This window comes from Arthrobacter sp. NPDC058127, from assembly GCF_042884555.1.
Lineage (GTDB): Bacteria > Actinomycetota > Actinomycetes > Actinomycetales > Micrococcaceae > Arthrobacter.
In genome coordinates, this window is sequence record NZ_JBHVTT010000011.1 from 1 (window position 1) to 13,659 (window position 13,659).

11 protein-coding genes and 1 tRNA gene are annotated in these 13,659 nt (G+C 65.7%); 6 read left to right on the plus strand and 6 right to left on the minus strand.

The features are described from left to right. Nucleotides 1–387: 387 nt before the first annotated feature. Together hutG and ACFVTG_RS14885 are read right to left on the minus strand one after the other, a co-directional pair. A complete protein-coding gene (gene hutG / locus ACFVTG_RS14880; RefSeq protein ID WP_390281570.1) occupies nucleotides 388–1,353 on the minus strand; it encodes a formimidoylglutamase in 966 nt (321 codons plus the stop codon). 74 nt (nucleotides 1,354–1,427) lie between these two features. Beyond that, on the minus strand, nucleotides 1,428–2,870 hold the full coding sequence (locus ACFVTG_RS14885) for an NCS2 family permease (protein WP_284754700.1): 1,443 nt from the start codon (nucleotides 2,868–2,870) through the stop codon (nucleotides 1,428–1,430). Between the two features lie 114 nt (nucleotides 2,871–2,984). Here ACFVTG_RS14885 and ACFVTG_RS14890 point away from each other — a divergent pair, with 114 nt between their 5' ends. Continuing rightward, nucleotides 2,985–3,683, plus strand: a complete 699-nt coding sequence (locus ACFVTG_RS14890; RefSeq protein ID WP_390281572.1) for a copper resistance protein CopC — start codon at nucleotides 2,985–2,987, stop codon at nucleotides 3,681–3,683. 38 nt (nucleotides 3,684–3,721) lie between these two features. Here the strand turns inward: ACFVTG_RS14890 and ACFVTG_RS14895 are convergent, their stop codons facing one another. Further along, on the minus strand, nucleotides 3,722–4,390 hold the full coding sequence (locus ACFVTG_RS14895) for an FAD-binding protein (RefSeq protein ID WP_390281811.1): 669 nt from the start codon (nucleotides 4,388–4,390) through the stop codon (nucleotides 3,722–3,724). 396 nt (nucleotides 4,391–4,786) lie between these two features. Between ACFVTG_RS14895 and ACFVTG_RS14900 the strand changes: the two genes are divergently transcribed. Then, complete coding sequence (locus tag ACFVTG_RS14900; protein ID WP_284754696.1) at nucleotides 4,787–5,839, plus strand: universal stress protein; 1,053 nt, start codon at nucleotides 4,787–4,789, stop codon at nucleotides 5,837–5,839. Between the two features lie 39 nt (nucleotides 5,840–5,878). Next, nucleotides 5,879–8,677: a PEP/pyruvate-binding domain-containing protein gene (locus ACFVTG_RS14905; protein ID WP_390281576.1), complete on the plus strand. Its 2,799-nt coding sequence runs from the start codon at nucleotides 5,879–5,881 to the stop codon at nucleotides 8,675–8,677. 9 nt (nucleotides 8,678–8,686) lie between these two features. Here ACFVTG_RS14905 and ACFVTG_RS14910 read toward each other — a convergent pair whose 3' ends face one another. Both ACFVTG_RS14910 and ACFVTG_RS14915 read right to left on the minus strand, forming a co-directional pair. After that, the gene (locus ACFVTG_RS14910; protein ID WP_390281578.1) at nucleotides 8,687–9,607 is read right to left on the minus strand and encodes a cation diffusion facilitator family transporter; all 921 of its coding nucleotides are present in this window, start codon (nucleotides 9,605–9,607) and stop codon (nucleotides 8,687–8,689) included. Nucleotides 9,608–9,617: 10 nt separating this feature from the next. Then, entirely contained in the window at nucleotides 9,618–10,100 is a 483-nt protein-coding gene (locus ACFVTG_RS14915) for a metallopeptidase family protein (protein WP_284754690.1), read from the minus strand. A 159-nt stretch (nucleotides 10,101–10,259) separates the two neighbouring features. On the opposite strand from ACFVTG_RS14915, the gene ACFVTG_RS14920 reads away from it, so the two are divergent. Together ACFVTG_RS14920 and ACFVTG_RS14925 are read left to right on the plus strand one after the other, a co-directional pair. Then, nucleotides 10,260–11,312 carry a LacI family DNA-binding transcriptional regulator gene (locus ACFVTG_RS14920; RefSeq protein ID WP_390281581.1) on the plus strand — a complete coding sequence of 351 codons (1,053 nt, stop codon included), beginning with the start codon at nucleotides 10,260–10,262 and terminating at the stop codon, nucleotides 11,310–11,312. A 28-nt stretch (nucleotides 11,313–11,340) separates the two neighbouring features. Beyond that, nucleotides 11,341–12,261: a carbohydrate kinase gene (locus ACFVTG_RS14925; RefSeq protein ID WP_390281583.1), complete on the plus strand. Its 921-nt coding sequence runs from the start codon at nucleotides 11,341–11,343 to the stop codon at nucleotides 12,259–12,261. Between the two features lie 85 nt (nucleotides 12,262–12,346). Here the strand turns inward: ACFVTG_RS14925 and ACFVTG_RS14930 are convergent, their stop codons facing one another. Next, the gene (locus ACFVTG_RS14930; protein ID WP_390281586.1) at nucleotides 12,347–13,273 is read right to left on the minus strand and encodes a DMT family transporter; all 927 of its coding nucleotides are present in this window, start codon (nucleotides 13,271–13,273) and stop codon (nucleotides 12,347–12,349) included. Nucleotides 13,274–13,548: 275 nt separating this feature from the next. Here ACFVTG_RS14930 and ACFVTG_RS14935 point away from each other — a divergent pair. Then, nucleotides 13,549–13,621: transfer RNA gene (locus tag ACFVTG_RS14935), tRNA-Glu, on the plus strand. Nucleotides 13,622–13,659 lie beyond the last annotated feature (38 nt).

The window sequence follows — 13,659 nt, forward strand, 5'->3', positions numbered from 1 at the left end:
GGACCTCCCAAAACTCACATGTGGCACTACCATTGCAACGCTCCACGGGTCGACAATCCAAGAGCACCGTTATTGGCAACCCACGGACTCTGTGAAACAGAAGGCCCCGGCCTTCACGTCACCCGTCCCGGGGACCCTTGCCTGCCCGTCCGGACAAAGGCCAATTCCGCCGGGCCACAAGCCCCGCAGCGCCGCCCCCGGCACCAGGGATACCCCTCATGCCAGGCCGGCGCTGCGCGGCCGCCCGGCGACAATGGCCCGGTCCGGACGGGCAGGGAACGAAGGCCCTCACTTCATATCGTCTAACTAGCACTTGTTGTCGTTTTGAGGGCTCATAACGACAACAAATGCGAGCCAGTTGGGTGGCCCGGGCGCTACGGGGAACGCCTACGCCAGCAGCGTGTTCACCAAGCGCGCCGCCACCTTGGCGGTCCGCGAGTCGATATCGAACTCGGGGTTGAGCTCGGCGACGTCCAAGTGCAGCAGCTTGCCGCTCGCGCCAAGCTGCTTGCACACGGCGCTGATGATGGGTAGCGGCACGCCATAGGCCGCCGGCGCGCTCACCCCGGGAGCCACCGACGCCGGCAGCACGTCCAGGTCGATCGTCAGGTACAACACGTCAACGGTGTCCAGGAACTGCGCCACGAAATTGTGCACGGCCTCGGCGGAGCAGTCCTCGTCCAGCAGGTATTTCACGCCCAACCGGCCCGCCGTCTTGAAGAGGGTGCGCGTGTTGTTGGGCTCAGAGATTCCGACGACGGCGTAGTTCAGTTCGCGGCCCTCGGCGGCTTCCGCTCGAGCCATCTGCAGGAACGGCGTGCCCGAGCTCGGCACAGGCTCATCCCGCAGGTCGAAATGCGCGTCCAGGTTCAGGACTCCGAGGCGCTTGCCGCCCCTCACGGCCTCCGAGCCAGCCACGCCCAGGTAGCTGGCGAAAGCAGTTTCGTGCCCGCCGCCAAGCAGCACCGTGAGCTTGCCGGCGTCGAGCAATTCCGAAATCACGCGGCCCGCGCGCTCCTGGCCCGCCTCCAGCGAGCCGTCCTCCACAACGACGTCTCCGGCGTCGAACACGTCCCGGTCCAGGTGGAAAGCCAGCGGACCCAAAGCATGCCGGATCGCCTCCGGGGCGGCCGCCGCGCCAACACGGCCTTTGTTGCGCCGCACGCCCTCGTCACTGCGGAAACCCACGACGACGGCGGGCCGGGAGCCCGCTCCCGCCGCGCCAGGGGCGGCTGCATCGGGAGTGTGGGGCGCCACGGCCTGCCACCAGCGGCGGTGCTCATCGCCGTCGCCGTCGAATCGGCCGGTCCACGGCATCGGGCGGACATCGGCGATAGCGGGGGAAATCTCCATGATTCAAGCTCAGCGCATGACGGTACCGAAAAACACGGCTTGCACGCCGCGGGTGTCCGGTATTCCGGAAAGGCCTACTTGACGCCCAGGAGTTCCTCGACCGGGCCGATCCCGAAGAACAGCAGGAACGCCGCGGCCACGGCCCACATGAGCGGATGGACTTCGCGGGCCCGGCCCTGGAAGGTGCGGATGAGTGCGAAGGAGATGAACCCTGCGCCCAGGCCGTTGGCGATCGAGTAGGTGAAAGGCATGAGGGACATGGTCAGGAACGCGGGAATGCCAAGGCCCCAGTCCTGCCAGTGGATCTTGCCTACCTGGGACACCATCATGAAACCAACCACCACCAAGGCGGGAGCGACGGCCTCGAACGGGACCAGGTTGATGAGCGGGGTGAAGAACATGGCCACCAGGAACAGCAGGCCGGTCACCACCGAAGCCAGGCCGGTGCGGGCACCTTCGCCGATGCCGGCACCGGATTCCACGAAGATCTGGTTGGAGGACACGGACGAGCCGCCACCGATGATTGCGCCGAGCGCGTCCACCTGCAGGACACGGTCCACGTTGGGGATGTTTCCGTGCTTGTCGATGTTCCCTGCTTCCCTGGCCAAGCCCACCATGGTGCCCATGGCGTCGAAGAAGATGCTGAGCAGGATCACGAATGCCAGAAGCGTGGCGGCGATGATGCCAAGATGCTGGAACGCGCCGAGGGGGTTCGCCTTGCCGATCAGGGACAAGTCCGGAGCGGCCCACTCGGTGAACTTGGGCGCAACCAGGGACCAGCCGCGGGGATTGTAGGTCTTGCCATCGAAACTCGGACCGATGTGCAGGGTGAATTCCAGGATGGCCGCGAGGGCCGTGGAGACGATGATGCCGATCAGGATCGCGCCACGCACCTTGCGGACCACCAATGCGATGGTCAGCACAAGGCCGACGACGAATACCAGGGTGGGCCAGCCAAGCAGCTTCCCGTCGACGCCCAGGCCTAGCGGGACCGTGGTGCCGGCGGCGTCCGGGATACGGCGCACGAAGCCCGCATTGACCAGGCCGATCAGCGCGATGAAGAGGCCGATGCCCACCACGATCGCGGTTTTCAGTGCCTCAGGTACCGCTTTGAAGACCGCGGTCCGGAAACCCGTGAGCACCAGGATCAGCATGGTCAGGCCCGAAAGCATCACCAGGCCCATCATGTCCGGCCACGTCAGGCCCGGATGTGAGGCGATCGTGACTGCCACGAAGGCGTTGACGCCAAGCCCGGTAGCTATGGCGAAGGGGTGCTTGGCCCAGGCTCCCATGAGGATCGTCAGGATGCCGGCTACGAAGGCCGTGGTGGCGGCGACGGCGGCGAAGCCAAGGGAAGCGCCACTCGAGTCCGCCCCGGAGAGGATCAAAGGATTGAGCACCACGATGTAGCTCATGGCAAAGAACGTCGCGAAGCCGCCTCGGATTTCTCGCGAGTAGTTGGATCCGCGTTCCGAAATCTTGAAGTAGCGGTCGATGGCTGAGCCCTGCTTGAGCATGGAAGTCTCCGGGGATCGGGGAAGTGTGCTCTCAAATCCTATGCCCGCGGCTTCGGCCCTCCCACGAATTCGCCTAGTCTGTAAGGAATCCAACACCAAGGGAGTCATTCGCTCATGCGCCCTATCCGCCAGCTGCTGGCCGTCGTCGTCGCTGCCACAGCGGTTCTTTTCTCTGCCGCCCTGTTCTCGGCGGCACCGGCCTTCGCGCACGACGTCGCCGAGTCAACGTCACCGGCCAACGGCTCAACGGTTGCCAGCGTCCCGGACTCCGTGTCCATCACCTTCAACAACCGGCCGCTCCTGCTCGGCTCACAGATCCGGGTGAACGACGCCTCAGGCCAGAACTGGGCAGATGGTTCCGTCGAGATTGTGGACGCCGTGGTGTCGCAGAAGCTGCGTCCTGGCGCTCCTGCCGGGGTATTCACCGTCATCTGGCGAGTTGTCAGTTCGGATTCACACCCGATCGAAGGCACCTTCACCTTCACCGCCAAAGCAGGAAGTACGACGGCGGGCGGCGGCTCCGCGAGCACGGCACCTTCGGTGGAGGTGCCCACGGCCGGCACTGCCGCGCCGGGTTCGACGACGACGCCGGAGAAGGTGCCCGATGCCTCGCAGCCGTTCCCCTGGAGCATTGTGGTCTTCGCGGTGGTGGCCGCGGGCCTGCTGGTCTTCCTCGGCATCACTGCACGGCGCCGGCTGGCCGGTGCGGATTCCGGGGACGCCGATGATTCCGGTGACTCTGATGCTGCCGGGGACGACGACGCTGCTGGCGACGACGATGCTGCCGGGGACGAGGACTCCAAGGACTCATAGGAGTCCGCCCAAACCTCGGTTTTCTGTGCCGACTCTTTCTAGACCGGGGCAGGAATAGCTGCAAAGGTACCCGTCAGGGCCCCGTGGACGCTGTCCGGGTGGACCTTGGCGGAAATCGCCTGGCCCACCACCTTGGCTTGGCGCAAGACTTCCTTTGGTGTGGGTGTGGCAAGTTCGCCGACCCCAACCAAGTACATTCCAATCGCGCGCATGGCTGCGACGAGGTTCTGGCCGATGGCGATGCCGAGCTCGGCAAGCATCCGCCGCAACTGGCTCTGCCCGCAGCGGGTGACAACGACGTGGTCGGCCAGCAGCACTCCGTTGGCGGTGTGGACGGCCCACTGATACGAGGAGACACCCGAGGAGCCTGAAACGACCGATCCGGAAATCACGGTCCCCACGGCAGCTTCGTCCAGGCGATCGAGGCGGACAGCCCGGGTGGTGCTCCGAACGTCGAGGCCGTGACTGGCTGCGTAATTGCGCAGGTGCCTCAGGATTTCGCTGCGCTCCTGGAGGCACGCGGCGTCGGCGGCGTCGCAGCGCTGCAGGATGCCGGTGTTGAGCGCCTGCAAAGGTCCGGGGACATACATCCCGTCCACCACGATGGCGTCTACGCCGTAGCGGCTGAGCTCGCTTGCCACGGCCAGGCCGGGCATGCCGGCACCGATGACCACGGTGGTGGTGCGTTCCGTACTCGCAGCAGGCATGGTTGACACAGCTTGGCTCCTCTTTGAAGGTGCGTTGCCGAAGCAACACCGGGGTGGCGTCCGGGTCCCCAAGCGGTCGCGAATGATGGCCGTTGATGTGTTGAAAAACACGATCCCCGGTCACCAGTGCCTCGAACATTACAGAAGAAATCGCGTGGTGGATAGCCCCCGCATCGGCATGTCTGCCGCCGCGTTTTTCGCGCCACGGTTCGGCAGATTTCCACGCCCCTGGCGGGTTTCCACATAGGCTTCTTCCGGCTTGATTCGGCCCTTGCAAACGAGAATAGTGAGCATTGGAGACCGCAACTCACTGCATTCAAGCGAGAAACACGTTGTGGGCGCGGCCTCTGGCAGAATAGCCGCAACATCAGCCAGCAGTGCGAGGAGGCAGGCCCCATGGACCAGCACGGCAAACACTCTGAGAGCCATGAACCAGAGACCGAAGGCAACGGCGAGGAATCATCCATTGCCCCCGGCGGAATTGTGGTGGGCGTTGACGGCAGCGAACACGGCCAATGCGCCCTTATTTGGGCCGCCCGCGAGGCCGAACGCAGGCAGCTTCCCCTGCATGTAGTCACGGCCTACTCCGTGCCCATCTTCGCGGCTTCCGGCCTGGACGGCGGCTATGCCACAGTGGATGACTCCGTTATCCGGGACGGTGCGGAAGCAATAGTCAAGCAAGCCCTTGAGAAGGTCTCCGGCTACGCCATCGACGTCGATGGCTCGGTGGAGAACGGAGACGCCTCCGGCGTGCTGCTCGATCTGTCCGAAACGGCCGAGCTCCTGGTCTTCGGTACCCGGGGACGCGGAGGGTTCGTGGGCAGGCTCCTGGGCTCCGTGAGCAGTGCCTTGCCGGCGCACTCCAAGTGCCCCACCGTGACGGTCCCGCTCTTCTGCGCGGACCGATTGGGTGAAACCACAGAAGACAAGCACATCAAGGCCGAGCGTGCGAAGGCCGGCTCCCGCGTTGTCGAGAATGTGGTCGCGGTGGGCGTGGACGGCTCGGAACAGGCCCGCGTCGCCGTCTTGGAGGCAGCAGAGCAGGCCCAACGCATGGGCGCGAAGCTACGCGTTATTTGCGCCGTCCCCGAGTACAGCGGCTCCTTGGCGTGGGTTCCGGCACCCCTGGACCGGGAGGCACTCTTCAAGGACATCAGGGTTCAGCTGGACGCAGGCTTGGCGTGGCTCAAGAGCCACTTCCCCAAGCTCCCGGCGGAAACGCAACTCCTTGATGGTTCGCCCGTGGAAGTCCTCGTGGAAGTGAGCCGCGGGGTCGAACTCGTGGTGCTGGGTACGCGTGGGCGCGGCGGCTTCGCAGGAATGCTCCTCGGATCGACGTCGGACGGAGTCCTGCACCATGCCAAAGGGCCCGTGCTCGTTGTTCCCGACCGCGAGGATCCCAGGCTGGCGGACCGCGTCAAATTCGGTCCCATGCTCGGCGCCGCATAGCAGGCAAGCCCAAGGACCGGTGGACGCAGGCGGACGGCAATGGCGGAGCACGCACAGCCCGGGGAAGCACCGCGCTTAATCGTCGAGCTGCGCCGGATCCGGGCAACCATGCTTCCAGAGGTCGGCGGCAAAGCTGCCAATCTCGGCGAAATGATCTGGGCGGGACTACCGGTCCCGCCCGGATTCTGCCTGACCACCGAGGCTTACCGGCGCGCGCTTCAGCCCGATGGAAGCCCCGAGTCAGCGCTCCCAAACCTTCTCCGCGGCCTTGAGGCCGTGGCACCTGGCGACCTTGAGGGGCTCGCTTCCCTCGCGGCCCGCGCGAGGGAAGCAGTGCTCGACGCCGGCATCCCAGCCGACGTCGAACATGCCGTTCGCTTGGCCTACTCCGCACTGGGCCCGGAAGCCCCGGTGGCCGTTAGGTCCTCCGCCACCGCCGAGGACCTGCCCTTTGCGAGTTTCGCGGGACAGCAGGACACCTACCTGAACGTCGTGGGGGCCGACGCCGTGCTGCAGGCCGTCCGGAAGTGCTGGGCCTCCCTTTGGACGGACCGGGCAGTCAGCTACCGGTCAAGCAACGGGATCGACCACGCCACGGTGACGCTCGCCGTCGTCGTCCAACGGATGGTGGACGCTGAGGCTGCAGGGGTGTTGTTCACGGCCAATCCGGTGACCGGGCGGCGCCGCGAGGCGGTCATCGACGCCAATCCCGGGCTTGGTGAGGCCGTCGTCTCGGGCGCCGTGAATCCGGACCACTTCGTGGTGGATTCGCTCACCGGCAGGATCACGGAACGACGGATCGGCGACCGGAAACTGGTGATTCGCTCCATTCCTGGCGGCGGGACCGAAAGGCTCGATTCGCCCGGAACCTTCGGCGCGCCTCCGCGAACCGAAGGCGGAACCGCCGGGGACGCTTGCCTTGCCGACTCCCAGATCAGGGCGCTCGCTGTCCTCGGCCAGCGCGTCGAGGAGCATTACGGAGCACCGCAGGACACTGAATGGGCCATCGATGGCGACGGCAAACTGTGGCTCACCCAAGCGCGCCCCATCACCACGCTCTACCCGCAAATGACCCGGCAACCCGCAGTCCCCGGCCCGCACGCATACCTTTGCTTCAGCCTCGCCCAGGGCCTCACCCGTCCCCTGACTCCCATGGGCCTCGCGGGCATCAGGCTCATGGGGTCCTCGGTGGCCGGCGCGGCGGGATTCCGGGTCACCGAGCCGCGGGACGGGCCTTCGCCGTATTACGAGGCGGGACAACGGATCTATTTTGACCTCACTTCGGTGCTCCGGAGCAAGGCCGGGCGCGCCATTGTGCCCAGGATTTTCGACGTCATGGAAGCACGTTCGGCGGCCATCGTACGCGCCCTGTTCGACGACCCGGGGTTCGCCGTCACCAGCAAGACGCCTTTCAAACTGCTCAGGCACGTTGGGCCGATCGTGCTCCGCTTCCGCCTCCCCGAGACGCTGCTGCGGGCGCTCTTTCGACCCGACGTTGCCCTCGACAAGGTGGAACGGCTGGGCGGGAAGCTGAAGGCCACGCATGAAGTCCCCGCCGATGCGACCCCTCGTGAAAAGCTGGACCACGCCGAGCGGATACTGCGCGAGGAATTGTTCCCCATACTGCCCAATATCCTGCCCCCGGTAGCGCTCGGCTTCGCGATGATGGGGCTAGTCCGGAAGATACTTGGCGAACAGGCCTCCTGGGGTGAGTTACAAACCATCATCCGCGGACTGCCCAACAACGTCACCACCGAAATGGACCTTGCCCTGTGGCGGCTCTCGACCAGCATCCGCGACGACCCCGCTTCAGCGGAGGCCTTTACCGGCGGCGATCCCGCTGTGCTCGCGCGGAGCTACCGCGACGGCGGGCTGCCCGCAGTCGCGCAATCGGAATTGGCCTCGTTCCTGCGCGACTACGGGCACCGGGCCGTCGCGGAAATCGACCTGGGCATGCCCCGCTGGTCCGACGACCCCACCCACATCATCGGAGTCCTGGTCAATTACCTTCGCCTCGACGATCCCCGCCTGGCGCCGGACAAACAGTTCGAAAAAGCAGCTCACGACGCCGAGGAGCAGCTCGCCGTTCTGGTGGCCCGTGCGCGGTCCAAGAGTCCGCTCCACGCCAGGATCGTGAAAATGGCACTCGAACGGACACGCATGTTTGCGGGACTCCGCGAGCTTCCCAAGTACCACCTTGTGCTTGGCTTCGCCGCGGTCCGCGCCCAGGTTTCGGAAGTAGGGGAGACCTTGGCGGAAGCGGGAGTCATCGGAGACGCGGGCGACGTCTTCTTCCTGGATTTCAACGACGCCCGCCGCGGCTTGGATGGCACGGATCTCCACGAGTTGGTGGCACGGCGGCGCGAGTCTTATGACCTTGAACTCAGGCGCCGGCATGTGCCACGCGTGTTGCTCTCCGACGGCACCGAGCCGGAAGCCCTGCCCGCCGGTTTCCTGCGCAGCGGGACTGGGGCTCCGGCGTCGGGGGCCGCAGCGTCGGATGGCGCGCTGCCGGACGGCACGCTGCTGGGAACCCCGGCTTCGGCGGGAACGGTGACGGCAGTTGCCCGGGTGATCATGGACCCGGTGGGCGCGCATCTCGAACCGGGAGAAATCCTGGTGGCCCCCTCTACGGATCCCGGCTGGACGCCCCTCTTCCTGACCGCCGGAGGGCTCGTGATGGAGATGGGAGGGCCCAACTCCCATGGAGCCGTCGTGGCCCGTGAGTACGGGATTCCCGCAGTCGTGGGCGTCCCGGATGCCACTTCCCGGATCAGTTCAGGCGATACGGTCACGGTGGATGGCGCCACGGGGACGGTGGCCATCCAGCCCCGCTAGGCTGGGCCCCTACGCGTGCTGGTGGGTTTCGTGCGCCGAGTGGCCGGCCGGTTCCAGTTGGAAGGTGCAGTGCTCGGTGTCGAAATGCGAGCCGAGGCAGGAACCGAGTTGGTCCAGGAGCCGGTCGGCACCGGTGGCGTCCAGGATCCGGTCCTCAACCACCACGTGGGCCGAGAAGACCGGAACGCCCGAGGTGATCGTCCAGATGTGGATGTCGTGAACGGCCACCACGCCCTCAACGGAGAGGATGTGTTCGCGGATCATTTTGACTTCGACACCCTTGGGGGTGGCCTCCAGCAGGACATCAACCACATCGCGCAAAAGGTGCCAGGCCCGGGGCAGGATCATGAGCGAGATCAGGATGGAGGCGATGGGGTCTGCCGCCCGGAAATCGGTGACCATGATGACAATCGCAGCCACGATGACAGCGAACGAACCCAAAAGGTCACCGAGGACTTCGAGGTAGGCGCCGCGGACGTTCAGGCTCTCCTTCTGGGCTCCGCGCAGGATGAGGAGCGAGACCAGGTTGGCGACAGCACCCAGAATGGCGGCAAAGAGCATGACGTCGGTGCGGATTTCCGGTGCCTCCCCGAAACGGCGGAGTGCCTCGATGAAGATCACCACTGAGATCACGATCAGGATGAGGGCGTTGGCCAGCGCGGCCAGGACCTCGGCGCGCTGGTACCCGTAGGTGCGTTGATCACTCGCCGGACGGGTGGCTATCCAGGCGGCAAGCAACGCGATGAAGACGCCGGCGGCGTCGGAGAGCATGTGGCCCGCGTCAGCCAGCAGCGCGAGCGAACCGGAGACGACGGCGCCTGCCACCTGGACGAGGACCACTCCGAGGGTGATGGCCAGGACAGCGATCAGCCGCTTCCGATGCTTTCCGGTTGCGGTGACGCCGTGCGAGTGGTCGTGATCGTGCCCCATGCCTACAAGGCTATCCCCAGCCTAGTTCGTGCAAACGGTCGTCGCCGATGCCGAAGTGGTGGGCGATCTCATGGATCACCGTGATGGCCACCTCGTCGATCACTTCCTGGCGGGATTCGCAGATATCCAGGATCGGTTGCCGGAAAATGGTGATCCGGTCCGGGAGGGAACCGGCATCCCACCAAGAGTCCCGTTCCGTCAACGGCACGCCCTCATACAGGCCCAGGAGTACGGTGTCCGGTGCGTCCCCGGGCTGCGGGATGTAGTCGTCCTCGATGAAGATGGCCACGTTGTCCATGGCCCGGGCCGCCTTGTCCGGGATGAGGAGCAGGGCATCGCTGACGGCCGCCTCGAAGTCTTCCGGCGACATCTCGAACGGAACGGTATTGAACGAGACCGCACCCGCGCCAGGGAGCGGGGAGGAAATGCGCTGGCCGCCAGGGGCATCGCCGTCGGGAACGATCGGCAGGCCGGGAGGTAAGTTCGCGGGCATGTTCTGACTCTAGTCCGCGGCCCGGCCATTGACGCCGGATGTGATGACAGCTACAGTTTTCCGGGCTGGTAATTCGTATAACCAGGCCCCAGGTTAAGCCCAGCCAGTCGTGCGGATCCTGTGACAAGCCCCCGGAGTTCCCAGCAGACAGGCCAGCCCATGACCCGACCCGGCAACCGCTCCGGCACGACGATGAACGACGTCGCTGCCGCTGCCGGTGTTTCCCAGGCCACGGTTTCCTTGGTGCTCAACGACGCCGCGGGAACGAGGTTCTCGGAGGAAACCCGGCGCAGGGTCCATGCTGCCGCCCACGAGCTGGGGTACCGGACCAACGCCCATGCCAAAGTGCTTCGCGACGGCGTTGCCGGGATGATCGGCTTCGTCGGCGACTTCGTGGCCACGGCGCCATTCGCGGGCAAGATCATCGAGGGTGCCCAAGCCCGGGCTTGGGAGGCCGGGCTGCTCCTCCTGACCGTCAACACGGGCGGGGACAAAGCCCTCGAGGCCGCTTCGCTGGAGACCATGCTGTCCTACAAGGTGGCCGGAGTGGTCTACGCCGCCATGTACCACCGGGTCCTTGACGTGCCGGACGTCCTGGCGGAGGTGCCCGCCGTCGTGCTCAATTCGCGCGACCGGTCCGGACGCTTTCCAAGCATCGCCCCGCAAGAGGAGCTGGGCGGGTACGCCGCCACCAAACGGCTGGTGGACGCCGGTCACCGGCGTATCGCGATGATCAACATTGGCGCGGTGGACGGTGAGCTTCCCGCCGCCGTCGGACGCTATGCGGGCTATCTGCGCGCGCTCGAGGAGGCTGGCTTCCATCCCGACCCCTGGCTCCACCGTATCGGCGACGGGCATGAATCCGGCGGTTTCGACAATGCCTTGGCACTCATGACGGGTCCGCAGCCGCCCACTGCCATCTTCTGCGCCAACGACCGCACCGCGTGGGGCGCCTACCAAGTGCTGGCCCAGCTCGGACTATCCATACCGCACGATGTGTCGCTGGTGGGGTTCGACAACCAGGAAACGCTCGCCCCGCACTTGCGGCCCGGGCTGACCACGCTGGAACTGCCTTTCCTTGAGATGGGCCGGCGCGCCATCGAACTGCTGCTGGCCGGTGCCGAACGCGACGGCAGTACCGAATACTTTGAATGTCCCCTCGTCGAACGCCATTCCGTGGCGGCGCCCCTGAAAACCACTATTAGCAACTGAAACTCCCCAACCAAGGAACAGGAAACGCATGAACCACTCGCACCTTGCGTCCGAGCCGCTCGACGTCGTCGTGGTCGGCGAAGCGCTCATCGACATCGTGAACTCGCCCGGAGGGCAGACGGAATACCCCGGCGGCTCGCCGGCGAACGTCGCCTACGGCCTCGGACGGCTCGACGTGAAAGCCGGGCTGCTGACCGCCGTCGGGCGCGATTCCCGGGGCGAGTCGATTGCGGCGCATTTGGCAAGCGCCGGCGTGGTTGTCCTGCCGGGCTCGCAATCGCTCGCGAAGACCGCGACGGCGACGGCGGAGATCGCCGCGGACGGTTCGGCCGAGTACACCTTCGACATTGAGTGGAAGCTGGCTCCTGCGGCACTCCCTTACGCCCCGAAGGTGCTGCACACGGGTTCGATCGCCACCTTCCTCGAGCCCGGGGCCGGCGTCGTCAGGAACCTTTTGGAGCAGGCGCAAGGTGGGTGCATCGTCACGTACGACCCCAATATCCGCGCGGACCTCCTCGGCAGCCACAGTGAGGCTCTCCGCGTTTTCGAGGAGCTCATACCGCTGACCAGCGTGGTGAAGCTCAGCGACGACGACGCGTTCTGGCTCTACCCCGGCAAGTCCTTGGAAGAGACTGCCAAGCACATCCTGGGCCTCGGTGCCGGCCTGGCGGTGGTAACGCGAGGCGCCGAAGGCTCCTTGATGGCGACGCCGCACACCCAGTTGACGGTTCCCGCGGTGACCTCGGTGGTGGCGGACACGATCGGCGCCGGCGATTCCTACATGTCGGCGCTGATTCTTGGGCTGCTGCTGCGCGGAAGCCAAGGGCTTGCGCCCACGGTCCTCGAACGCATCGGGCAGACCGCCTCCATGGCCGCAGCCATTACCGTGGGGCGGCCTGGAGCCAACCCGCCCACGCACCGCGAGCTTCTTGCCGGGATGGCAAGGTAGCAGCGGCAGGGGTTCGACAGCGGCAGGGGTTCGACGGCGGCGGGGCTCCTTGGCCCCGGGTCGCCCGGCTTCTTGACGCCGAACCTTAGCGGGAGCGGCTTCCTTTGGGGGAGCGGCGCCGCGTCAGCCCGACACCCACGAGGCAGATAACGCCGCCCACGAGGCCCCAGATGGTGGGGATCTCATTGAGGACCGCCCAGGAAATCAGGATCGTGGTGCCCGGAACCAGGTACGTCGTGGCAGCGAGTTTCCCGGCCTCGATGAGGGACAGCGCATAGGCCCACGTCGTGAAAGCGATGGCCGTGGGGAAGATCCCCAGATACACCAAGCCGAGAGTGGCTGGAAGGGGCGCTGCCTGCACTTCGGCCACCAGTTGGCCGGCCCACGGCAGGCAGCACACGGCCCCCACCATGATGCCAAACCAAGTGGCCTGTGCCGCGGAGAACGTGCGCAGCACGGGCTTCTGGACAATCACGCTCACCGCGGCAAGCACAGCGGCAAGGAGGCACAACAACACTCCGGCGACATCCGCCGTCGAGCGCTGTCCCGAACCGAGAGCGATCAGCGCAACCCCGCCGAATGCCACGAGGCTGCCGATGATCAGCCAGCGCGGAAAGCCTTCTTTCAGGACGACCCCGGCGAGGACGGCGATCAGGATCGGCGAGACGTTGATGAGCATGGCGCTGGTTCCGGCATCGAGCATGTGCTCGGCGGCGTTCAGGGCGAGGTTGTAGCCCGCGAACCACATGACGCCATAGGCGAGGATAGGCAGCCATTCGCGGCCTTTGGGCCAGCGCTTGAGCCGGGGCAGGGCGACAAAGCCGAGCGCGACGGCGGCAACCACCAGCCGTCCGAGCGTCAGGGAGCCGGGGGAGAAGCTGGGTCCCACGGCGCGGATGCCTACGAAGGCGGATGCCCAGAGGACAACGGTGACGATGACGGCGGCGATGCCGAGCTTACTGATGGTCCGGGAGGGAGTGGTCGCCGGAGAGATTGGGGTGCTTGTGGCCATGATGCCAATCTAGCCCGCGAGGGGCACCACGGACTGGCGGAATTCGGACGTCTTTCAACAAGAAACCGCCAACTCTGGTGCAGTGGATTTGAACCGGGTGTTGAGGCCGGTTTGCGTTCTGGTTTGCGTCCTGGTTTGCGGCCTGGTTTGCGTTCCGCGCTGCGCGATTTGGGAATATCCCCGACTATGCTCTAAAGTTTTAGAGTCCAGTTCGGACGAGCGAGAAGCGGTAAACGCATAGCGTTGTTGACCGTCGCGAATTCGGATTGTTCCAGGCCCCCATCGTCTAGCGGCCTAGGACACCGCCCTTTCACGGCGGCGGCACGGGTTCGAATCCCGTTGGGGGTACGCAAGGAACTGGTCAAGTCAGGCTGAAAAGTCTGGTA